Annotated in this window: 24 protein-coding genes; 19 read left to right on the top strand and 5 right to left on the bottom strand. The window is 70.4% G+C overall.

Going from position 1 to position 20,380, the window contains the following annotated elements; genetic code table 11:
* Nucleotides 1-13 precede the first annotated feature (13 nt).
* The 4 genes from TFC3_RS14580 (at nt 14) to TFC3_RS14565 (ending at nt 3,735) form a co-directional block, all read left to right on the top strand.
* The gene (locus TFC3_RS14580; RefSeq protein ID WP_082772054.1) at nt 14-1,384 is read left to right on the top strand and encodes a hypothetical protein; all 1,371 of its coding nucleotides are present in this window, start codon (nt 14-16) and stop codon (nt 1,382-1,384) included.
* Nucleotides 1,385-1,522: 138 nt separating this feature from the next.
* Nucleotides 1,523-2,719: a serine/threonine-protein kinase gene (locus TFC3_RS14575; RefSeq protein WP_161952593.1), complete on the top strand. Its 1,197-nt coding sequence runs from the start codon at nt 1,523-1,525 to the stop codon at nt 2,717-2,719.
* 9 nt (nt 2,720-2,728) lie between these two features.
* Nucleotides 2,729-3,166, top strand: coding sequence for a VOC family protein (locus TFC3_RS14570; RefSeq protein ID WP_236718126.1), 438 nt, complete (start codon nt 2,729-2,731; stop codon nt 3,164-3,166).
* A gap of 185 nt (nt 3,167-3,351) precedes the next feature.
* Nucleotides 3,352-3,735, top strand: a complete 384-nt coding sequence (locus tag TFC3_RS14565) for an SMI1/KNR4 family protein (RefSeq protein WP_082772052.1) — start codon at nt 3,352-3,354, stop codon at nt 3,733-3,735.
* On the opposite strand, the gene TFC3_RS14560 is transcribed toward TFC3_RS14565, so the two are convergent.
* A complete protein-coding gene (locus TFC3_RS14560; protein ID WP_067500010.1) occupies nt 3,729-4,247 on the bottom strand; it encodes a DUF2199 domain-containing protein in 519 nt (172 codons plus the stop codon). The two genes, TFC3_RS14565 and TFC3_RS14560, sit on opposite strands and share 7 nt — an antisense overlap.
* A 61-nt stretch (nt 4,248-4,308) precedes the next feature.
* A complete protein-coding gene (locus TFC3_RS14555; RefSeq protein WP_067500009.1) occupies nt 4,309-4,524 on the bottom strand; it encodes a hypothetical protein in 216 nt (71 codons plus the stop codon).
* Between the two features lie 41 nt (nt 4,525-4,565).
* On the opposite strand from TFC3_RS14555, the gene TFC3_RS14550 reads away from it, so the two are divergent.
* Genes TFC3_RS14550 through TFC3_RS14535 form a run of 4 tightly spaced genes read left to right on the top strand, consistent with a single transcriptional unit; the run spans nt 4,566 to nt 9,137 of the window.
* Nucleotides 4,566-5,678 (top strand): LLM class flavin-dependent oxidoreductase, encoded by a 1,113-nt coding sequence (locus TFC3_RS14550; protein WP_067500008.1) that lies wholly within the window; start codon nt 4,566-4,568, stop codon nt 5,676-5,678.
* Nucleotides 5,675-6,982, top strand: coding sequence for an NtaA/DmoA family FMN-dependent monooxygenase (locus tag TFC3_RS14545; RefSeq protein WP_067500007.1), 1,308 nt, complete (start codon nt 5,675-5,677; stop codon nt 6,980-6,982). Before TFC3_RS14550 ends, TFC3_RS14545 begins: the two co-directional genes overlap by 4 nt.
* Nucleotides 6,979-8,022: an LLM class flavin-dependent oxidoreductase gene (locus TFC3_RS14540; protein ID WP_067500006.1), complete on the top strand. Its 1,044-nt coding sequence runs from the start codon at nt 6,979-6,981 to the stop codon at nt 8,020-8,022. The genes TFC3_RS14545 and TFC3_RS14540 overlap by 4 nt, the downstream gene beginning before the upstream one ends.
* Nucleotides 8,019-9,137 (top strand): MsnO8 family LLM class oxidoreductase, encoded by a 1,119-nt coding sequence (locus TFC3_RS14535; RefSeq protein ID WP_067500004.1) that lies wholly within the window; start codon nt 8,019-8,021, stop codon nt 9,135-9,137. Before TFC3_RS14540 ends, TFC3_RS14535 begins: the two co-directional genes overlap by 4 nt.
* Here TFC3_RS14535 and TFC3_RS14530 read toward each other — a convergent pair.
* Entirely contained in the window at nt 9,111-9,716 is a 606-nt protein-coding gene (locus TFC3_RS14530) for a helix-turn-helix domain-containing protein (RefSeq protein ID WP_067500002.1), read from the bottom strand. The two genes, TFC3_RS14535 and TFC3_RS14530, sit on opposite strands and share 27 nt — an antisense overlap.
* Before the next feature lie 47 nt (nt 9,717-9,763).
* Here TFC3_RS14530 and TFC3_RS14525 point away from each other — a divergent pair, with 47 nt between their 5' ends.
* From TFC3_RS14525 to TFC3_RS14510, 5 genes are all read left to right on the top strand, one after another.
* Nucleotides 9,764-10,636 (top strand): class I SAM-dependent methyltransferase, encoded by an 873-nt coding sequence (locus TFC3_RS14525; RefSeq protein ID WP_067500000.1) that lies wholly within the window; start codon nt 9,764-9,766, stop codon nt 10,634-10,636.
* Between the two features lie 340 nt (nt 10,637-10,976).
* Nucleotides 10,977-11,927 carry a helix-turn-helix transcriptional regulator gene (locus tag TFC3_RS14520; protein WP_161952592.1) on the top strand — a complete coding sequence of 317 codons (951 nt, stop codon included), beginning with the start codon at nt 10,977-10,979 and terminating at the stop codon, nt 11,925-11,927.
* 5 nt (nt 11,928-11,932) lie between these two features.
* Nucleotides 11,933-12,070 carry a hypothetical protein gene (locus tag TFC3_RS37980; protein ID WP_161952591.1) on the top strand — a complete coding sequence of 46 codons (138 nt, stop codon included), beginning with the start codon at nt 11,933-11,935 and terminating at the stop codon, nt 12,068-12,070.
* A gap of 217 nt (nt 12,071-12,287) precedes the next feature.
* Nucleotides 12,288-13,436 (top strand): LLM class flavin-dependent oxidoreductase, encoded by a 1,149-nt coding sequence (locus TFC3_RS14515; protein WP_067499996.1) that lies wholly within the window; start codon nt 12,288-12,290, stop codon nt 13,434-13,436.
* 124 nt (nt 13,437-13,560) lie between these two features.
* Entirely contained in the window at nt 13,561-14,643 is a 1,083-nt protein-coding gene (locus TFC3_RS14510) for a M20 family metallopeptidase (protein WP_067499994.1), read from the top strand.
* Here the strand turns inward: TFC3_RS14510 and TFC3_RS14505 are convergent.
* Nucleotides 14,618-15,079: an SRPBCC family protein gene (locus TFC3_RS14505; RefSeq protein WP_153040230.1), complete on the bottom strand. Its 462-nt coding sequence runs from the start codon at nt 15,077-15,079 to the stop codon at nt 14,618-14,620. The two genes, TFC3_RS14510 and TFC3_RS14505, sit on opposite strands and share 26 nt — an antisense overlap.
* Before the next feature lie 121 nt (nt 15,080-15,200).
* Between TFC3_RS14505 and TFC3_RS14500 the strand changes: the two genes are divergently transcribed.
* From TFC3_RS14500 to TFC3_RS14475, 6 genes are all read left to right on the top strand, one after another.
* The gene (locus tag TFC3_RS14500; RefSeq protein WP_067499992.1) at nt 15,201-15,482 is read left to right on the top strand and encodes a hypothetical protein; all 282 of its coding nucleotides are present in this window, start codon (nt 15,201-15,203) and stop codon (nt 15,480-15,482) included.
* 3 nt (nt 15,483-15,485) lie between these two features.
* Nucleotides 15,486-16,889, top strand: coding sequence for a DUF4331 domain-containing protein (locus TFC3_RS14495; protein WP_067499990.1), 1,404 nt, complete (start codon nt 15,486-15,488; stop codon nt 16,887-16,889).
* The gene (locus tag TFC3_RS14490; RefSeq protein ID WP_082772050.1) at nt 16,886-17,227 is read left to right on the top strand and encodes a phospholipase; all 342 of its coding nucleotides are present in this window, start codon (nt 16,886-16,888) and stop codon (nt 17,225-17,227) included. Before TFC3_RS14495 ends, TFC3_RS14490 begins: the two co-directional genes overlap by 4 nt.
* Nucleotides 17,228-17,263: 36 nt before the next feature.
* A complete protein-coding gene (locus tag TFC3_RS14485; RefSeq protein WP_067506677.1) occupies nt 17,264-18,235 on the top strand; it encodes an AraC family transcriptional regulator in 972 nt (323 codons plus the stop codon).
* Nucleotides 18,232-19,179, top strand: coding sequence for a phosphotransferase family protein (locus tag TFC3_RS14480; protein WP_067499988.1), 948 nt, complete (start codon nt 18,232-18,234; stop codon nt 19,177-19,179). The genes TFC3_RS14485 and TFC3_RS14480 overlap by 4 nt, the downstream gene beginning before the upstream one ends.
* Before the next feature lie 301 nt (nt 19,180-19,480).
* A complete protein-coding gene (locus TFC3_RS14475; protein ID WP_067499987.1) occupies nt 19,481-19,849 on the top strand; it encodes a YciI family protein in 369 nt (122 codons plus the stop codon).
* 84 nt (nt 19,850-19,933) lie between these two features.
* Here the strand turns inward: TFC3_RS14475 and TFC3_RS14470 are convergent, their stop codons facing one another.
* On the bottom strand, nt 19,934-20,179 hold the full coding sequence (locus TFC3_RS14470) for a VOC family protein (RefSeq protein WP_161952590.1): 246 nt from the start codon (nt 20,177-20,179) through the stop codon (nt 19,934-19,936).
* Between the last annotated feature and the right edge of the window lie 201 nt (nt 20,180-20,380).

The following is a 20,380-nucleotide window of genomic DNA, read 5'->3' as shown; positions in this document are numbered from 1 at the left end:
TAAGGTCTCTCGCATGCGCGTGCGTACCGTCCTCGCGGCGTTGCTTCTGGCCGCCGCCGGACTCGTGACTGGCCTCGCGGCACCGGCCGCAGCCTCACCGCCGTCAGCGATGTTCCCTGGCGCCCCGGCCGGTGCCGTCCCGGTGCGTCAAGCCCCCGGCGACCCGGTGAAGTGGTACCGGGTGCGTGACAACTACCAGGGCGAGCCCGAGTTCCTGTACGAGATCGCCGAGCGCTTCCTGGGCAACGGCGACCGGCTGACCGAGATCTTCACGCTGAACAAGGGGCGGGTGCAGCCCGACGGTGCGGCGTTGACCGTGCCGGACGAGATCGAAGCGGGCTGGATTCTGCAACTACCCAGCGATGCCTCCGGCGACGGAGTCGAGGCCGGCCCGCTGCCCACCGCCGTCCCCCCGGTCGCCGCCAGCGCAGGCGTACCCGGCGCCGGCCCCTCCACCGGCACGGCATCCGGTGAGGATCAGGCGGCCAAGGATGCCGGCGGATCCCCGCTCGTGCCCGTTCTTCTGGGCGTAGCCGGGCTGGTGGTCATCGCGGGCATCGTTGCGGCGGTGGTACTGACCCGGCGTCGGCGAGCCACTCCGGTCAGCGCAACCGGGCTCATCCCTCGGCAGCGCACCGGGCCGCCCGCGCATCTGTTCGACACGGCAGCTTCCTGGACCATCGACCGGGCGCTGCGCGTGCTCGTCACTTCGAGCGCCGAGGCTGCACCGCCGATCTATGGCATCTCGGTGGACGAGGCGCGCATCAAACTACGCCTGGTGACGCCCGGCAATGAGGTGCCGGAGCCGTGGGAGGCGCAGGACGAAGGCCGGCTGTGGGTTGCCTCGCTGCGCGACTTGCAGGCGCTGCCCGCGGACCCCGGCGTTGCGGCGCCCTGTCCGCGGCTGGTCACCTTGGGCAGCTTGTACGGCACCCGCGAGCTGGTCGACATCGGGCAGGCCCCGGGCATCATCGCCGTCCAAGGCGACCCGGCGGCAGGCCGGTCCCTCGCCGCGTCCTGGGCGCTGGAACTCACCACCAGCCCCTGGTCGGAGGAGGTCCGGGTCATCGCCGGCGGCCTGAGCACCGTCGTCGCGCCGGGAGCCCACGTCAAGTCCCTGGAGACGGTTGACGAGGCGCTCGCGGCCGCCGGAACCGACCCGGCGGGCGTCGGCGTTGTCATGCTGGCCGCGCCGCCTGCGGAGCATGACCTCGAAAGGGTACGAGCCCTGGTGACCCGCGACGACGCCGCGTGGGCAGTCGTCGTGCTGGGCCACACGAGCCAGGACCGGTGGCGCTTCCTGCTGCAGGCCGACGGACGGCTCGACACCGGTTCGCTGGGCATCCTCGCCTACACCTCCGGAGTGTCGTCGCCCGCACAGTAGGAAGTGCGCGGGGCTCGTGTTTACGCAGGGTGATCGAGGGAGCGGGGACCGTACCCCTGGGGTCACGATTTGCTCTCGGGGTTGCTGTGCGGGTCACTTCGGGGTTTTGGGTTCGGGGCGTCGGGCACCTGCGGTCGCGTGGAGGAGAGGTTTCAGCTGCTTGAGCGGCTCGGTGTGGGCGGTACGGCCGTGGTGTGGCGGGCTCGTGACGCCGTTCTCGAGCGCGACGTAGCGCTCAAGGTGCTGTCCGCGGCTGCGGCTCCTGACCCTGCCAAGCTGGAACAGTTCCGCCTCGAGGCGCGCGTGGCGGCCGGGTTGCGGCACCCGCACATCGTCGAGATCTTCGACTACGGTGAGGCGCCGGGGATGCCCGGCGAGCTGCCCATTCCGTACGTGGTCATGGAGCTTGTCGAGGGCCGGACCCTGGCCTCGATGCTCTCCGGCGGACCGCTGCCGTGGCGCACCGCGACCGTGATCTGCGCCGAGGTGGCTGCGGCGCTCGCCGCCGCGCACGACCATGGCGTCGTTCACCGCGACGTCAAGCCGGGCAACATCATGGTGGGCGAGGACGGCGCGAAGCTGGTCGACTTCGGCATCTCCGCCTCGACCGGCACGGCCGATGTGGTGGAAGGCGAACTGCTCGGCACCCCCGCGTATCTCGCGCCGGAACGCCTCGATGCCGGCCCGGTCCACCCGGCCAGCGACGTCTACGGTCTGGGGCTCCTGCTGTACCGAGCCCTCGCCGGGCGGATGCCGTGGCAAGCGCAGAACCTGACCGACGTGGTACGCGCGCACCTTTGCGCCGAGCCTGACCCGCTGCCTGCCATCGACGGCCTGCCCCGAGCGGTCACGACCGTCCTGGACCGCTGCCTCGCCAAGCGTCCGGAGGATCGGCCCACGGCTGCGCAGGTCGCGGATCAGCTCAAACGCGCTGTGATGAGCCGCCGCAAGCCGCTGCGTCTGCTGACGAGTGGGCCGCTGCATGTCGTCGACCGGGCCTTTGCTTCGCGCTCCTTCGTGCCGCCGCGATTGCGGGGCTGGAGAGCCGGTGCTGCGGCGAGCATCGCGAAAGAAGCGAGCCAGACGCGGGAATGGTCGCCGGAGGAGACCGGCAGCCATGAGATCGCATCGGGAACCGGCGGCTTCCAGGCGGGGGAGCGGGCGGGGGCCTTCATGACGGTACGGACTGGGCGGAGATCGGCGAGCTGCTCGACGCCAGTTACCGGCGGACGGCGGGGGTGCGACGGGTGGCTCGGCTCGACAGCCTCGCCACCAAGCCGGCTGTGCCCTGATCGAGGCTCCGAGCGGTACCCGATGCCGCGCCGGAAGGGCTAGCGTGCAGGGGTGCCCATCGGCAGGCTTCATCATCTGATTGTTGACTGTGCGGACCCGGTGATCGAGGCCCGGTTCTGGAGTGCGGTGCTGGGCGACCCGGTGACGTACGCGGATGAGGATTTTGTTGTGGTGTCCGCCAATGCCACGACGTCGGGGGTGGCGTTTCAGCGTGCCCCGCGGCTGCCGGCGCCCACGTGGCCGGAGCCGGGGATGCCGCAGCAGATGCACCTTGATGTGATGGTGGACGATCTGGAGGCCGCCGGGACTGCGGTGCTGGCGCTGGGGGGTCGCGCGCTGGGTGGGGATCACGTGTACGCCGACCCTGCGGGGCATCCGTTCTGCCTGATCAAGCGGCCGGGGTGGGCGCCGCCGGTGCAGGGCGGCCCGGGACAGGCGGATGCTGCGAAAGGACAGCCGGACGCTGGGGAGGGCGACGGCAGCGATTGACGCCGGCCGGGGTGCGGGAGACGTTCGGGAGGACGAAGTGCTCAAGCTCGGTCCGCACGTGGCCGCCCGGTTCTGCAGGGAGATCGCCGTGCTACCAGCCTGGCCCGGCCCGGCGGGGACGGTCAATGCCCCGCGCCGGTTTCCGTCCCGCGCACCAAACGCCGGGCTCTCGTAAGATGAGCAGAATGCTGGCCGTCTCGTGGCGTGATGTGGTCCTCGCCGTGCTGCCGTCCGCCCAGCTCACCGATGGTGCCCCGAGCGAAGCGGTGGCCGCGGCGAGCGAGCGGCTGGGTGCGGCGCTGCCCGAGGACTTGGCGGCGTTGCTCGCCGAGACCGACGGTGTGCGCTCCCCGGACGGCCAGGATCTGGTGTGGCCGCTGGCGCGCCTGGTGGTCGCCGACGGCTTGCTGGTGTTCGGCGACAGCGGCGGGGGCAGCGACCGGGTGGCCTATGATGCGCTCAGCCCGGCGCACATCGTGGTCTGGAACCGCGACACCGACGAGCGCCGGCCGGTCGCCGTTGACCTGGCCGACTATCTGACCCGGGTGCTGGTCGAGGACGATTACTGACGTGTCGGCCGCGGGTGCAGCAACTGCTCGGCGATTTCCTGTACGCGCGCCCGGGTGATCCCCTCGCTCTGCTCAACGGCCAGCGGGTGATAGGTCGGTTCCAGCACGACATGCGGACGTTCGCCTACTGAGCCGGTGTGCACCTGGGTGCGCAGGTTGAGCGTCGGCTCGCGGTAGACCGGCAGCTCGGTGGCGAACCAGCCGAAGTACGCAGGCTCCCGCTCGCGGCCCGGGGTGCTCCACAGGTCGAGCATCCGGCTGAAGGCGGCGCTGCTCAGCGACACCCAGACACCCCAGTCGAAGTCCTGCACGGCATCGGTGACCGCGATGACCAGCCGGGCCCGGACGAAGTAGTGCTCGCCCGCGATGATGCAGATCTCGTCCTCGAGCAGGCTCTTCTCATCCCGGGCCAGATCCTCCCGCCAGTACGCCGGGGCGGCCGCGCCGTAGGAGAACGGCAGCCCGTCATGGCGTCTCCCGCACCCGCCGCAGACAAACCCGTGATCATCCACGCGGCGACGATAGCCCCCGGACATGAACCCGCGGTGTCGTGACTGGACGCCCGCGCCGCTGTCATCGGGAGCCGGCGGCGCGGGCGTTGCTGAGGAGGGGCGCGGTGGCGATCAGCTCCTCGGTGAACACGGCCCGGCGGCCGGTGAGGTGGCCGCCGTACCTGGTCAGAGCCTCGGCGACGTCGTCAAGGCGCACAGCGGTGGACGCCGGCGAGCAGGTTCTCGTAGTGATCGAGCACCCGGTCATGGTGGGGGCGGGGTACGACAGGTTGGTCACTGGACCTTGCCAAAACTCTAGTTCGGCTATAGGAAAAGAGGGTGAGCGAGAGCATTGCACCGTTGCCGCTGGCTGTTGCGCTTGAGGGACTGGGGTGGCATCCCGCCGCGTGGCGCACGTCGCCCGTGCCGCCGGCCGCGGTCTTCGGGGCCGGCCACTGGGTGAACCTGGTCCGTGAGGCCGAGGCCGGGCTGCTCGACTTCGTCACCTTCGACGACACGTTCGGCCCGCCGACCGACGAGCCGGGGCAGCTCAACGGGCGCCTCGAAGCGGTGCTGGTGGCCTCGCGCGTGGCCCCGGTGACCCGCCACATCGGCCTGGTGCCGGTGGCCACGACCACCTACACCGAGCCGTTCCACCTCTCGACCGCGCTGGCCACGCTCGACTACCTCAGCGGCGGCCGGGCCGGATGGCAGGTGCGCGTGTCCGCCCGCCCCGGCGAGAACCGGCTGCTCGGGCGAGCACCGGCGACGGCGTTGTTCGACGAGGCGGCCGACGCGGTCGAGGTGGTCCGGCGGCTCTGGGACAGCTGGGAGGACGACGCGGTGATCCGCGACGTGGCCACCGGGCGCTACATCGACCGGGACAAGCTGCACTACATCGACTTCGCGGGCGAGTGGTTCTCGGTCAAGGGGCCCTCGATTGTGCCGCGCCCGCCGCAGGGCCAGCCGGTGATCACGGCGCTGGCCCACGCCGCCCCGGCGTACGAGTTCGCCGCCCGCTCGGCCGATGTGGTGTTCGTGACGCCCTCGGATGGCGATGACGCCGCTGCGATCGTACGGGCGAATCCGGGGTTGAAGGTCTTTGCCGATCTTGTCGTGTTTCTCGATGATCATGCGGCGGCGGCTCGGGAACGACGCGAACGGCTCGACGAGCTGCACGGTGAGGCGTGGCAATCCGATGCGCTGACGTTCGCCGGTTCGCCCGAGCAGCTGGCCGACCTGCTGCTGAGCTGGCGCGAAGCGGGGCTCGACGGGTTCCGGTTGCGGCCCGGCGCGCTGCCCTACGACCTCGAGGCGATCACCCGCCTGCTCGTGCCGATTCTGCAGGACCGCGGCGTCTTCCGCACCGCACCGCCCACCGGCACGCTGCGCGAGCGCCTCGCTCTGCCGGTCGCCGTCAACCGCTACCAGCAGCAGGGAGTCCGACGGTGAGCAAACAGATCATCCTGGCCGCGCACTTCCCGGGCGTGAACAACACGACCGTGTGGAGCGATCCGGCGGCCGGCAGCCAGATCGAGTTCTCCTCGTTCGTGCGGCTCGCGCAGACCGCCGAGCGCGGCAAATTCGACTTCTTCTTCCTGGCCGAGGGGCTGCGCCTGCGCGAGCAACGCGGGCTGATCCATGACCTGGACGTGGTCGGGCGCCCCGACACGCTGACCGTGCTGGCCGGGCTCGCCGCGGTCACCACGCATCTCGGGCTGGCCGGCACGCTCAACGCGACCTTCCACGAGCCGTACGAACTGGCCCGTCAGCTCGCCACCCTGGACCACCTCTCGGGCGGACGCGCGGCGTGGAACGTGGTCACCTCGTCCGGGCCGTTCTTCGGCGAGAACTTCCGGCGCGGCGGCTTCCTGGACCACGGCGACCGCTATGTGCGTGCCGGGGAGTTCATCGACACCGCCCGCGAGCTGTGGGATTCGTGGTCGGAACTCACGCCCAGCCGCGACGCGGGGGTCTTCGCCGGCACCGGGCGGTTCGCGCACACCAGCGCCCAGTTCGACATCGCCGGGCGCTTCGGGGTGCCACGCAGCCCACAGGGCCACCCGGTGATTCTGCAGGCCGGGGACTCCGGCGCAGGCCGCGAGCTCGCCGCCGCCAAGGCCGACGCGATCTTCTCGCGCCACCATGAGATCGAGGACGGCCGCGCCTTCTACCGCGACGTCAAGGGCCGCCTCGCCCGCTACGGCCGGGACCCGGACAGCTTGAAGATCATCCCGGGGGTGTCGTTCGTGCTCGGCGACAGCGAGGCCGACGCGCAGGAGAAGGCCCACCACATCCGCCGTCAGCAGGTCAGCCCGCAGACCGCCATCCTGCTGCTGGAACAGGTCTGGAACCGCGATCTTTCCGGGTACGACGCGGAGGGCCCCCTGCCAGTCATCGACCCCTGCGAGGACGAGCACACCATCATCCAGGGCCGCGCCGGGCAGTTCGCCGACCGGCTGGCCACGGCGGCCGAGTGGCGCGAGCGCGCCGGGAGCAAGAACCTGAGCATCCGCGAGTTGATCATCGAGGTCACCGGGCGCCAGTCGTTCATCGGCACGCCGGCCCGGGTCGCCGGCCAGCTCAACGAGTACGTCCAGACCGAGGCGTGCGACGGGTTCATCCTGGTGCCGCACCTGACCCCGGGCGGGCTGGACGACTTCGTCGACTCGGTGGTACCGCTGCTGCAGGAACGGGGCGTTTTCCGTACCGGATATGCGTCCCCGACCTTGCGCGGGAATCTGGGGCTCGCATGAAGTTCCTGCTCATCACGCTGATCGTGCACAACGACGCGCAGAGCCCCCGCGACCGGCTGCGCGAGGTCGTGGACACCGCGGTGCTGGCCGAGGAACTGGGCTACGACGGCTTCGGCGTGGGCGAGCGCCACGAGCGCCCGTTCATCTCCTCCTCGCCGCCGGTGGTGCTCAGCCACATCGCCGCACGCACTTCGCAGATCCGGCTGTTCACCGCGGTCACCACGCTCAGTCTGCTCGACCCGGTGCGCGCCTTCGAGGACTACGCCACGCTCGACAACCTCTCCGGCGGGCGCCTCGAGCTGATCATCGGCAAGGGCAACGGCGCCGCGCAGGCCCAGCTGTTCCACGTCACCGCCGAGGACCAGTGGGATCGCAACCGGGAGAGCTACGAGCTGTTCCGCCGGCTGTGGCGCGAACCCAAGGTCACCTGGCAGGGCCGGTTCCGTCCGTCGCTGCACGAGGCCGAGACCTGGCCTCGCCCGTTGCAGCAACCCATCCGGGTCTGGCACGGCAGCGCGACCAGCCGGGCGTCGGTTGACCTGGCCGCGCAGTACGGTGACCCGCTGTTCTCGGCCAACGTCACCAACCCGATCGAGCCGTACGCCGAGCTGATCCGCTACTACCGCGAACGCTGGGAGCACTACGGTCACGACCCGGCAGACGCGCTGGTCGGTGCCGGATCCGCCGGCTTCTACGTGGCTCCCACGTCGCAGGAGGCCATCGAGACGTACCGGCCGATCTTCGACGCGCGCCTCGCCACGTTGCGCCGCGTCGGGGTGAAGCCGGTGTTCGCCACGCTGGAGGACGCCATCGAGCGCAGCTCCATCCTGGTCGGCAGCCCGCAGCAGATCATCGACAAGGTGCTGCGCTACCACGGCGAATTCGGCCACGAGGTGATGCACCTGCACGCCGACGCGGACGGGCTGACCGGCAAGCAGCACCGCGCCACCCTCGAGCTGTTCCAGAGCGACATCGCGCCGGTGCTGCGCCGCGTCATTCCGAGCCGGCCGCTGGGGCACCAACGGAAGGAGACGCTGTGACCGTACCGCTGAGCATTCTTGATCTGGCCCCGGTCGTGGCCGGTGGCACCGCCGGGGACGCCTTGCGCCGCACGCTGGATCTGGCGCGGGCCGCTGAGAACTCCGGGTACGCCCGCTACTGGGTGGCCGAGCACCATTTCACTGCGGGGGTGGCCAGCTCGCAGCCGGCCCTGCTGCTCGGGCAGATCGCCGCGGTGACCGAGCGGATCCGGCTGGGCTCGGGGGCTGTGCAGACCGGTCACCAGACCCCGCTGTCGATCGTGGAGCAGTTCGGGCTGCTGGACGCGCTGTACCCGGGGCGCTTCGACCTCGGGCTGGGCCGCTCGGGTCAGCCGCGCTCCGAAGCGGTCGCCGCGCCGGCCCCGGAGCCCGCCGGGAACGAGGAACGTGTGGTGGGCGGGCTGCTCATCCCCAAGTCCTTCTCGTTCGCCCCGCTGCTGGCCTCCACGCGGTGGAAGCTGTTCGCGCGGCTGTTGCAGCAGGCCGGGGCCTCGCCGCCGCCGTTCACCGAGGTGCTCGACGAGATCGAGGCGCTGCTGGCCGGGCCAGTCACCGACGAGCAGGGCAACGAAGCCCGCGCGGTGCCGGGGGAGGGCGCCGACCTGCAGCTGTGGTTGCTGGGCAGCAGCGGCGGGGAGAGCGCCCAGGTGGCCGGGGCCCCGGGGCTGCCGTTCGCCGCCAACTACCACGTCGCCCCGGCGCAGGTCCTGGACGCGGCGGCGGCCTACCGGGCGGCGTTCCAGCCGTCGAAAACCCTGGACCAGCCGTACGTCATGGTGTCGGCCGACGTGGTGGCCGCCCCGGACGACGCCACCGCCCGGTCCCTGGCCGCCGGATACGGCCTGTGGGTGCACAGCATCCGCACCGGACAGGGGGCGATCCCATACCCGTCGCCGGAGCAGGCGGCGCAGCACCGGTGGAGCGACGAGGAACGCGAACTCGTCGCCGACCGGGTCGCCACGCAGTTCGTCGGATCGCCGCAGACAGTAGTGGCCGGGCTGCGCACGCTGCAGCGCGTGACGGGGGCCGACGAACTGCTGGTGACGACCATGACCTACGAGCACGCCGACCGGGTGCGCTCGTTCGAGCTACTCGCCCGCGAGTGGCTCGGCTGAACCTTCGCCGCGGGTCAGGTGGGTGCGCTGGCCCTCCTTGTCGAGGATCGTGATGACCTCGGCCGGGCCTTCGTGGGCCCCGAACGCGTGCGGCACCATCGTCGAGAACTCGGCGGCCTCACCGGTGCGGACCAGGATCGTGCGCTCACCCAGCACCAGCTCGACGGTGCCGGACAGCACCATGAACCAGTCCCGGCCCGGATGCACCCGCTTGGCGATGGCCTGGCGCGACGGCGCGGGCCGGGTGATGCGCATCTTCGCCACGGTCACCCCGGTGGGACCGCCGTCGCGCGACAACAGCCACGTGGTGATCCCGCGGTTGTCGTCGCGCGACGGCCGGATCACCACATCGCCGTCGTCGGCCGGTTCCACGAGCTGATCCAGCGTGGTGCCCAGGGCCCGCGCGATCGGGGTGAGCTGGTCCAGGGCGATGCGCCGGTGCCCGGTCTCGATGCGGCTCAGCGTCGAAGGGCTCAGAAAACATCTCCCGGCCAGCTCGTCCAGGGACCAGCCGCGGGCCAGCCGCAGGGCTCGGATGCGGGTGCGGACGAGGGCGTCCAGCTCACCGTCTTGCGTCATACGCAAGACCTTATGCTGTACGAGCAAAGCGCCGCTACCGTGGTGCCATGACTTCCTCTCACCACCACGACCACGACCACACCCATGGCGCAGCCGTGCCGGACTTCTTCGCCGAGATGCTGGACCTTGACGTGGCCGTGCTGCACGAGTACCACGCCGAGCTGCTGAGCTGGCTGGCCTCCCTCGCCGGGCCGGTGCACCACATCCTCGACATCGGGGCGGGCACCGGTACCGGGTCGCTGGGCCTGGCCCGCCGGTTCTCCGAGGCCGAGGTGGTGGCGCTGGACCTTTCCGCCGAGCTGCTGGCCCGGCTCAGCGATCGGGCGGCCGGCGCCGGGCTGGGGGAGCGCATCCGGGTGGTGGCCGCCGACCTGGACGCGGGCTGGCCCGCCGAACCCGAGGCGTTCGACCTGGCCTGGGCGTCGGCGTCGATGCACCACCTGGCCGACCCGGACGCGGTCATCGCCGGGGTGCTGGGCAGCCTGCGCCCGGGTGGGTTGTTCGCGATCGTGGAGCTGAGCGGGTTCCCGCGCTTCCTGCCCGCTCGTCCCGGAGCCGGGCTCTCGGCCCCGGCTGCGTTGTCGCCGGCCGCGTTGGAGGAGCGGCTGCACGCTGCGGTGGCCGAGCGGCATGCGCGTGACCTGCCGCATCTCGGGGACGACTGGGGGTCGCGGCTGGCCAAGGCCGGGTTCACCGTCGAGGCGACCCGGCAGTTCGACATCCATCTCACCGCGCCGCTGCCCGCCGCCACCGGCCGCTACGCCCAGGTGTCGCTGCAGCGCCTGGCCGGGGGCCTGCGCGAGCAGCTGAGCAGCGAGGAGATCGCCGCTCTGCACGCCCTCACCGGTGACGAAATCCTGCACCGCGACGACCTGGAGGTGCGGGCCTCGCGTACCACGTGGATCGGGCGCCGCCCCTAGGATCACCATCGCTGCGGCAATTGCGGAAACGGACTGGCCGGGGCAGTACCAGCGGGACTCCGGGTGGGGGGCGCTGGCGCCCGGACGAGATTTTCGCGGTGGCACGTGAGTAACTCAAGGCCCGCAAGCAGGCCCGCGAACAGGGCGGCAGGGGGTCCCGGGCAAGCGGTTGTCCGGGCATCGGCCGCGATCACCGCTTGCGGGATACCGCAAGATCATTCATATTGACCCTTCTCAGTAGGCTGGCTGGGTGCTTATCTGTCCTGGGCGGACAGTCAGCTGGACATCATGCGGGGGAGGTGTGATGGGGGCGGTAGTCCCTGTGCTGACGCGGTGGGGCGTGAGTCCGGATGCGGACCTGACCTACCGGGCGCTTCTGCAGCCGGAGCCCCGCGACGCCGCGGACCTGGCCCGGGAGCTGGGCATGAGCCGGCCGCGGGTGCAGGCGGCGGTGGACGAGCTGGTGGCGCTCGGGGCCGTGAGCGCGGAACCCGGAGCCCTGCAGCCCGCGCCCGTTGACGTCGTGCTCACCCGTCTGCGCCGGCCGCGCCGGGCGCCGGTGGCCGAACGGGCGGGGGAGCAGTGGCGCCGGCATGTGGCGGCCGTCGACGGGTTGGGCTCGCTGGCCGCGGCGAGCGTGCGGCGCTGGTCGCGGGCCTCGGCCCGGCGGCGGGCGGCGCAGCTCGTCGAGATCGAACAGTACGAACACCTGGCCATCAACACCGAGGAAGTCTTCACCGCCGAGTCGCTGTCGGCCGCCCGCCCCCTCGACCGCGCGCTGATCGACCGGGGCGTGCGCACGCTGGTGCTGGAACGCCCGCCGCTCGACGGTGACCGGGGTGTGCCCGCACGCAGCGTCGCCGACATCCCCGAGGGCGCCTACCGCCAGGCCGACGACGTGCCGCTCAAGCTCATGGTCTTCGACCGCCGGGTGGCGTTCTTCCCGGCCGACCCGCTGAACTTCGAACACGGCTACGTCGAGGTCGCCGACCCGGTCGCGGTGGCGCGGTGCTGCGCGTTGTTCAGCAGGTTGTGGGCCGCCGGGCACGACCCGTTCCGGCGGGGCGTGGCGCCGGTCGAGGTGTCCGAGCGCGAACGCCGGCTGCTGAGCCTGCTGGCGGCCGGGCACACCGACATCTCCGCGGCCGCCGGGCTCGGGATCAGCCCGCGGGCGGTCTCGTACACGATGCGGGCGTTGATGGACCGGGCCGGGGTCGACAACCGGTTCCAGCTCGGGTTGCTGCTGGGGGCCACCGGCACGGTGCGCCCCGACTTCTATCAGAGGGACTGAGCATCATGCGAAGAAGAATTGTTGTCCTGCTGACGGCCGGTGCGGCGGTGCTCGCCGTCACGCTGGGCACCTCCTCGGCGCCCAGCGCGACCACGGCTCACCCGTCGCCGTTCTGCGCCACCTGTCTGGCCATCCCGGAGTAGGCGCGGGCCGGGGGCGCGCCGAGCAGATCCAGCAGCGAGCGGGGCAGCGGTCCGAAGCCCGGCGTGCCGGGTTCGCGGGGCCGGATCGGCCGCCGGGTCGTCGCCGCGGGCAGTCAGCAGGCTCGCCACGGTACCCGCAGCGCCCGCTGAGATCAACTATCGTCGATTCCTGGCTGCACTCTACCCAGTCGATAGGAGAAGTAGATAGTCTGGCGGCATGCCCTCCCTGGACTTTCACTGGTTCCTGCCCACCAACGGCGACAGCCGGGACATCGTCGGCGGCGGCCACGGCGTTCCCGTCGGCGCGGCCGGTGGCGTACGCCCGCTGACCATCGGCTACCTCGGGCAGATCGCCCGCAGTGCCGAGCAACTCGGCTTCGTCGGCGCGCTGACCCCCACCGGGGCGTGGTGCGAGGACGCCTGGCTGACCACGGCGATGCTCACCGAGGTCACCCAGCGGCTCAAGTTCCTCGTCGCGTTCCGGCCCGGCCTGATCTCGCCCACGCTCGCGGCGCAGATGGCCTCGACCTTCCAGCGCCTGTCGGGCAACCGGCTGCTGCTCAACGTCGTCACCGGCGGGGAGTCGCACGAACAACGCTCCTACGGCGACTTCCTCGACAAGGAGGCGCGCTACGAACGTACAGCGGAATTCCTGGGCATCATCCGTGCCCTGTGGCGCGGCGAAACCGTGGACTTCACCGGCAAGCACCTGCACGTGCAGGCAGCCAAGCTGAGCCGCCTGCCCGACCCGGTGCCCGAGATCTACTTCGGCGGCTCCTCCCAGGCGGCCGGGCCGGTGGCCGCCGAGCACAGCGACGTGTACCTGACCTGGGGGGAACCGCCCGCGCAGGTCAAGGAGAAGCTCGACTGGATCCGCTCGCTCAACCCGCGCCTGCGCTTCGGCATCCGCCTGCACGTCATCGCCCGCGACACCGCCGGGGCGGCCTGGGCCGAGGCCGACCGGCTGATCGCCAACGTGCCCGGGTCCGCCATCGAGGCGGTGCAGCAGGGCCTGCGCCGCAGCGAGTCAGAGGGCCAGCGGCGCATGCTCGGCCTGCACGGCGGCAACCGCGACAGTCTTGTGGTGGCGCCGAACCTGTGGGCCGGGGTGGGCCTGGTCCGCGGCGGTGCCGGCACCGCGCTGGTGGGCAGCCACACCGAGATCGCCGACCGCATCGCCGAGTACGCCGAGCTGGGCATCACCGAGTTCATCCTGTCCGGCTACCCGCACCTGGAGGAGGCGTACTGGTTCGGCGAGGGCGTGCTGCCGGAGCTGGGCCGCCGCGGCCTGTGGAAGCACCCCGACGGCACCGCCGGCACCCAGCAGGCGAGCATCCCCTTCGCCGGGGTGGCGGCCACCAGGTAGCCCCCCGGCCAGGATGTCGCCGAGGTAGCCGTGCCCGCGCTGGGCCGGGAACAACCCCGATGGAGGCGATGATCAGGTTGTAGCTGTTGCGCGCCCGGGTGGACCGCAACCGGACAATGGGGCGATGGACGACTTCCTTCAGGCCGCGGCAGCGCTGATCGCGATCCCGTCGACCGCGGACCGGCCGGAGGAGCTGCAGCGGGCGCTGGACCTCGTGCTGGCGCAGGTCGGCGATGGTTTTACGGTCGAGCGGTTCGCGTCGCGGGGCAAGCCGGGCGCGCTGGTGCGGACCGCGGGTCCCCGGCCGCATTTCCGGGTGCTGCTCAACGCCCATCTCGACGTGGTGCCCGGCGCGGACGAGCAGTTCGAGGCGCGGCGCGACGGTGATCGGCTGTGGGGTCGCGGGGCGCAGGACATGAAGCTGGCTGCGCTGGTGATGGCGCAGGTGTTCCGGGATGTGGCGCGCGAGGTGGCGTACCCGATCGGTCTGCAGGTGGTCACCGACGAGGAGGTCGGCGGGTTCGACGGGACCGCGCATCAAATCGCGGCGGGGGTGAGCGCGGACTTCGTGGTGATCGGCGAGCAGAGCGCGTTGCGCATCGTCACCGATTCCAAGGGCATCCTGCAGGTACGGCTGCACGCCACCGGCTCGGGCGCGCACGCGGCGTACCCGTGGCTGGGCAGCAATGCGCTGGTCACGCTCAACCGGGCGATCGAACGGATCCTGGCCCGATATCCCGTGCCCGAAGCCGAGGCGTGGGCAACCACTGTGAACGTGGCGCGCGTCGAGACGAGCAACCGGGCGGTCAATCAGGTCCCGGCCGATGCCACGGCTTGGCTGGACATCCGGTTCCCGCCGTCGGATCGGGCGATCTGCGGACGTACCGAATCGGAGGTCTGCGCTTTTCTGGAAGATCTTTGCGGGGTACGGGTGAGCGTCGACAGCCTCGGACCGCCCCACCACGCCGCGCCGGACAGCGAGTTCGTCGCGTTGTTGCGCGCGGCCGCCCGGCAAGCCGGGTTCAGCGGGGACTTCCTGCGCAAGCACGGCGCGGCCGACGCTCGGTTCTACTACGCCGCCGGTACGGATGCTGTCATCTTCGGCCCCGGCGGCTCCGGGCAGCACGGGCCACGCGAATATGCCGATCTCACCACGATCGAGCCCTACCGCGCGGCGCTGACTACTTTTCTGCGCTCAGTGCGCTGAACCGCCGGATCAGTTCCTTGGCGCGTTCCTTCTGCACGGCGGTGGCCTGCCCCACAACGAAGGTGCCCAGCAGCCACGGGTACGTGACGTGCACCGCCTCGGTGACCTGCGTGCCGGTCGGCGTGGGGGTCAGGGTCACCGTGGACACCAGATGCACCCAGCCCGGCGAGCGGACGTCGTTGTGCAACGTGCGGCCCGGCTCGGGGAAGCTCATCGTCACCCGGATGTGGTTGTCCCACTTCAACGGGCCCAGCTTGAAGCGCTCGACCGCGACGTAGCGGACCTCGCCGGCTTCGGTGTGGACATCGGTGACGGCCACCACGAGCGGCGACAGGCCGACGTAGTTCTCGGCGTGGCTCAGGTGCTCGTAGATCGCCGCAGGTGCGGCGGGCACATCGAAGTTGTAGGTCAGGTCTCGCGCAGGCACGAGGCGCATCTTCGCACCGTGGATCAACCTTTGGAAAACCTTTGCTGGGAAATTGCTTTGAACCCTGTCCTTGATCGCCTCGTACTGATGGGCGTCCGGGCACCAATTGCCAACCCAGAAGAGGCAGAGCATGACTCGTGTCCAGTACCGCAGGCGGGGCGCAGAACGCTTCTCGCGCCGCAAGGTTCTCGCCATCGCCGCGACCGTGGGCGTGGGCGCCACGACCGCCGGGGTGGCGGGGCGGAGCCTGGCCGGGGAGCGTGGCGGCGGCGCAGCGGACGGCGAAGCGCTGGTGCTGTCGCTGCGCGACGCCAAGAAGGGCACGTTCGACCTGTTCATCGGGGGCTCGAAAAGCACCATCACCGACGCCGACCTGGTCAAGAAGCTGCTCAACGCTGCGAAGAAAGGCTGAGCAATGTCCTCGCACCGCGAAGCGCCGGAGATCAGCAAGGACCCGGTGGCCGACAGCTCCGACCTGTACGCGTTCATCAGCCCGGACGACCACGACACGGTCACGCTGATCGCCAACTACGTGCCGCTGCAGCTGCCCGCGAGCGGGCCGAACTTCTTCGAGTTCGGCGACGACGTGCTCTACGAGATCCACGTCGACAAGAACGGTGACGGCCGGCCCGACCTGACGTACCAGTTCCGGTTCCGTACCGAACTGCGCAACGACCGCACGTTCCTGTACAACACCGGGCCGATCGAGTCGCTCGACAGTGCGAACTGGAACCGGCGGCAGTTCTACTCGGTCACCCGGGTCGACGAGAGCGGCAAGCACACGGTGCTGGCCGAGAAACTGCCCTGCCCGCCGTGCAACGTGGGCCCGCTGTCGATCCCGGACTACGGCAAGCTCGCCGACGATGCGGTGCACAAACTCAAGACCGGGGAGAAGGTGTTCGCCGGGCAGCGCGCCGACCCGTTCTTCGTCGACCTGGGCGCCATCTTCGACCTGGCCACGCTGCGCCCGTTCCAGGACAAGCACCTGGTCGGGCAGAAGCTGTTCAACTACGCGGGCAAGGCGGTCAACGCCACCGACCAGATGAACGTGCACACCATCGCCATCCAGGTGCCGCTGCACGCGGTGCGCAAGGACGGCAAGAAGAAGGTGCGCGGACGGGACCCGGGCGCGGTCATCGGGGTGTGGACCTCGGCGAGCCGCCGCCAGGTGCAGGTGCGCCACGGCGCCAAGGACGACAACGATGTGTACGTGGGCCCGCAGGTCCAGGTCTCACGGCTCGGCAACCCCCTGTTCAACGAGGTCATCGTGCCGATGGCGCAGAAGGACCTGTGGAACAGCCTGCCGCCCAGCGAGGACAAGCGCTTCGCCGAGTTCGTCGAGCAGCCCGAGCTTGCCGGGCTGCTGCCGGTGCTCTACCCGGGGCTGTTCGACAACCTGGCCGAGCTGAACAAGAGCAAGCACCCGCGCGCCGACCTGGTGGCGATCCTGCTCACCGGCATCCCGGACGGGCTGATCGAGGACTTCCAGAACAACACCGGCGAGACCCAGGCCGACATGCTGCGCCTGAACACCGCGGTGCCCCCGGCCAAGGAGGAGAACGCCTTCGGCCTGCTCGGCGGTGACCTGGCCGGCTTCCCCAACGGCCGCCGGCTGGCCGACGACGTGGTCAGCATCTCGCTGCGCGCCATCGCCGGGGTGACCGTGCCGCTGGTTGACGAGAAGTTCAAGCCCGACGCCGCGGCGGCGCAGGTCGAGCAGGGCCTGACTGCCAAGGACGTCAGCTCCAAGCTGCTCAAGAAGTTCCCCTTCCTCGGCGTGCCGTTCGACGGCTTCAACAACCCGGAGGCGGCCAAGTGAGCGTCGGCGTGCACCACCACCACACCCTCGCGCCCTCGGGTCAGGGCACCGTCGTGCTCAACATCGGCGCGGGCATCGGGGCCCTGGTCATCCACACCCCCGGCAGCCTGCACGGCCACGAGATCGAGGTCAGCCCGGTGCAGGACCTCGCCACCCGTACGCACGCGGCGGTGCGGGCACGCTATGTACGCGACGGTGTGCGCTTCAGCGTTGTCATCGACAGCCTCACCGCCGGGCGGTACGTGATCTGGCGTGATCCGGTCACCCCGCTGGCCGAGGTCGACGTTCGTGGCGGTGCGGTCGCCGAGTACACCTGGCCCGAGGGGGTCAATTCTTAACTGCTCGTGCCCCCCGCGCGGCGCTACGGTAACGAGATGGAAAGGGCCGCCCGTTCCGTCCTGCGCACAGTGGACTTCGAGGAGGCGCGCGCGTTCTCCCGGCGGATGTTCTACGGTCCGCTGGAGGTGAAGCCGGCCGGGGACATCACCATGCTCACCTTCTTCGGTGACGTGGTGGACCTCGGCCCGCTCACCGTCGGTGAGATGAGCTACGGCATCGAGCTGATCGTCGCGCTCAGTGACCTGCGCACCGCCTACCACGTGCTGGCCCCCCTGACCGGAGCGGTGCAGGTGCAGCACCGCGGCATCTCCACCACCGCCGACCCGGGCCGCGCCGCGCTGTTCCAGCCCGGCGAGGACATCGAGCTGCGCCTGTCGGCCGACTGCCGGGTGGTCAGCGTCAAAGTGGACCGCCTGGTCTTCGAACGCGAACTGGCCTTCCCCGGCGACGCCGACCCGGGACCCCCGGCCCTGGGCGCCACCTTCGGCTTGGCCGGCGGCCCCGGCCGTAGCTGGATGAGCCTGACCCGCCTGCTGCACAGCGAGGTCCGCGAACCCGACGGCCTGACATCGTTGCCCAGCCTGATGAGCCGCTGGTGCGACCTGGCGATAACGACGCTGGCCAGCGCGGTGGAACAGCCCCACGGCGAGGACATCCCCGGTATCCCCACGGCCCGGCGCCCCCGCCCGGTCAAACGCACCCTGGATGCCATGCACGCCGAACCGGGCCGCGCGTTCACCGCCCCGGAGCTGGCTGCGGTGGCTGGGGTGGGGGTGCGGGTGCTGCAGGATTCGTTCCGCCGGCATGTGGGGGTTCCGCCGCTGACGTACCTGCGCCGGTTGCGGCTGGAAGGGGTGCATGCCGAGCTGCTGCGCGCGGACCCCAGTGAGATCAGCGTGAGTGAGGTGGCGCATCGGTGGGGGTTCACGCATCTGGGGCGGTTCGCGGGGTCGTACCGGGACCGCTACGGCATGACACCCTCGGAGACGTTGCGTGATCGCGGTTGAGCCGCTCATTCGGCGATCTGGCGGGCGCCGCCCGGGCTGCGCTGGGCGGCGGGCGTGACCTTGCGGCGGTTCAGCGCATGGCTGGCGGTTCGCGCAAAGGCGTGTACCGGCTGACCATGGACGACAACGCCACCGCGATCGCCTACCTGTGGACCGGCGAGGAGAACTACTGGCCGGGCGAGACCTTCGACCGCGCCGACCCGTTCACCGCCCAGGCCGGCCTCGACATGTTCCTTGCGGCGCACGCGCGGCTCGCGTCGCTGGGATTACGGGTGCCGCGGCTCTACCACGTCGAGGGTCCGGTCGCGGTTGTCGAGGACTTCCCGGGCGGCTCGTTGCAGAACCGCTTCGACGCCGATCCGCGCGAGATGGCGCCGACCATGCGGGAACTGGCCGAGGCGCTGACGGCAATGCGCGGCTTCCGGGCGCCGGCCTTCGGGACCGTCGCGCATGTGGATGCCGGCGGACGGTCACGCTGGGAGTCGTGTGAGAAGGGCGCTTTCGCGTACGGCCAAAGTTGCCTCGCCGAAGCTGCCGCCCGAGATGATCGCATCGCCGGGGCTCAAGAACGGTTGAACGAGCGACTGAACGACCTGCACGCCCGGATTCGCCCGCGTCAAGAATTCTGCGTGGTGCACGGCGAACTGGGGCTCGACCATGTCCTGGTCGACGCCGAGGGCCGGCCGGTGCTGATCGACATCGAGGATCTGGCCTACTCCGACGTCGAATGGGAGCACGTGTTCCTGCGGATCCGGCTGCAGGACGACTATCGCTGGTCAGCCGTGTCCGGGCTGGACGAAGACCGGCTGGCGTTGTACATGCTGGTGCAGCGGCTGTCGCTGGTTGCCGGGCCGCTGCGCCTGCTTGAGGGCTATTTTCCGGACCGGGTCTTCATGCGTAGCATCGCCGAGCACAATCTGGGCGCGGCTCTCCGGCTCATCTGAGGAGCGTGCGGGTCCGATTGCGTCCGCTCGGCGCTGCCGCTTCCCCGGCTGGGCTGGTGTGCGTGGGGTTCACCGGAGCACGTGTCACCGTTACTCACTGCGCTTGCGTCACTGTCGGACGCGTGGGCCGAGATTGCCGATGACCACGCCGACCCGGGTCAAGGCCGATGAGCGGTCGTTGGTCTCAGCGAGTTTGCGGGGCGCCGTGGATGCTCTGTCTGTGGCAGGGTGCATCTGTTCTCTGCCCGTCGTTGGCGGTAGGACTGGCAACAGCGAGTGCGCTCTCGAGAGGAGATCCACCATGGCTCAGTACGCCGTCCTGATCTACAACAACGACTCTGCCCACGCACCGGAGGCCACCCCAGCCGACACCGAGTCGTGCGACCAGCACGCTGACGACCTGGCGGCCGCTGAGTCGATGGTCATGGCCTTCGCGCTGACACCGCGTGACATGGCGACGTCGCTGCGGGCGGGCGCGACCACCGACGGGACGTTCCACGACTCTCCGGAGATCGTTGCCGGCTTCTACGTCATCGAGGCACCGGACCTGGACGCGGCGCTGGCCATCGCGGGCACCAACCCCGTGCTCCGCGAAGGCGGCGGTGTGGAGGTGCGACCAGTTCACAGCGGTGGAATCGTGGAACGTGCGAGCGAGCAGCAGACCGCGTAGCGGTCGAAGCAGATCCCTTCGACGCCCAGGTGTGAGCAGCGCCGAACGCACGCTCATGCCGCACAGTGCGCGGCGTGGCAGTGCCTACGCCGGCTTGGGGTCATCGACGTGCAGGTCCAGGTGTACCTGCTGAGGCGCGCCGTCCGGCCAGTCAGGAGGAACGTGCTCCGGCGCGAGCTGGACGCCGATTCGCCACTCGCCGACCGCGTCAATGACGCTGTGGAACGTCTCGTCCTCGAAGACATGGCCGCCCAGCATCCCGGCCCAGAAAGCACTCTCGGCGGCCAAGTCAGCGGCGTCGAACACGACAACGGTCCGTATCAGTCTCACGGGGTTGATCCTACGAACACCGCGTACGGCTCACCCGGTTCGACGCTCTGGTAACAGCACGCTTCTCGGCTCCTTGCTGCCCGAGATACTCCATGATCGTTTGCGCGGAGGGTGAACGGGTGCGGCAACTGCCGTCGGTACCGGCGAGGGAGATCAAGATTCACGAGTGGCGCCGGTCCTCGCTGCCCTTTGCCGGTGAAG

The sequence above is a fragment of the Actinoplanes sp. TFC3 genome (genome assembly GCF_001553785.1).
Taxonomy (GTDB): Bacteria; Actinomycetota; Actinomycetes; order Mycobacteriales; family Micromonosporaceae; genus Actinoplanes.
Note: the sequence above shows the minus strand (reverse complement) of the source record. Positions and strands in the feature narration are given on the sequence as shown.

What these genes read in the sequence shown, in the direction of transcription:
- TFC3_RS14580 (WP_082772054.1), top strand. Translation starts at nt 14, where the DNA reads ATGCGCGTGCGTACCGTCCTCGCGGCGTTGCTTCTGGCCGCCGCCGGA.
- TFC3_RS14565 (WP_082772052.1), top strand. Translation starts at nt 3,352, where the DNA reads ATGCTGGCCGTCTCGTGGCGTGATGTGGTCCTCGCCGTGCTGCCGTCC.
- TFC3_RS14540 (WP_067500006.1), top strand. Translation starts at nt 6,979, where the DNA reads ATGAAGTTCCTGCTCATCACGCTGATCGTGCACAACGACGCGCAGAGC.
- TFC3_RS14530 (WP_067500002.1), bottom strand. Translation starts at nt 9,716, where the DNA reads ATGACGCAAGACGGTGAGCTGGACGCCCTCGTCCGCACCCGCATCCGA.
- TFC3_RS14525 (WP_067500000.1), top strand. Translation starts at nt 9,764, where the DNA reads ATGACTTCCTCTCACCACCACGACCACGACCACACCCATGGCGCAGCC.
- TFC3_RS37980 (WP_161952591.1), top strand. Translation starts at nt 11,933, where the DNA reads ATGCGAAGAAGAATTGTTGTCCTGCTGACGGCCGGTGCGGCGGTGCTC.
- TFC3_RS14515 (WP_067499996.1), top strand. Translation starts at nt 12,288, where the DNA reads ATGCCCTCCCTGGACTTTCACTGGTTCCTGCCCACCAACGGCGACAGC.
- TFC3_RS14510 (WP_067499994.1), top strand. Translation starts at nt 13,561, where the DNA reads ATGGACGACTTCCTTCAGGCCGCGGCAGCGCTGATCGCGATCCCGTCG.
- TFC3_RS14505 (WP_153040230.1), bottom strand. Translation starts at nt 15,079, where the DNA reads ATGCGCCTCGTGCCTGCGCGAGACCTGACCTACAACTTCGATGTGCCC.
- TFC3_RS14500 (WP_067499992.1), top strand. Translation starts at nt 15,201, where the DNA reads ATGACTCGTGTCCAGTACCGCAGGCGGGGCGCAGAACGCTTCTCGCGC.
- TFC3_RS14495 (WP_067499990.1), top strand. Translation starts at nt 15,486, where the DNA reads ATGTCCTCGCACCGCGAAGCGCCGGAGATCAGCAAGGACCCGGTGGCC.
- TFC3_RS14485 (WP_067506677.1), top strand. Translation starts at nt 17,264, where the DNA reads ATGGAAAGGGCCGCCCGTTCCGTCCTGCGCACAGTGGACTTCGAGGAG.
- TFC3_RS14475 (WP_067499987.1), top strand. Translation starts at nt 19,481, where the DNA reads ATGGCTCAGTACGCCGTCCTGATCTACAACAACGACTCTGCCCACGCA.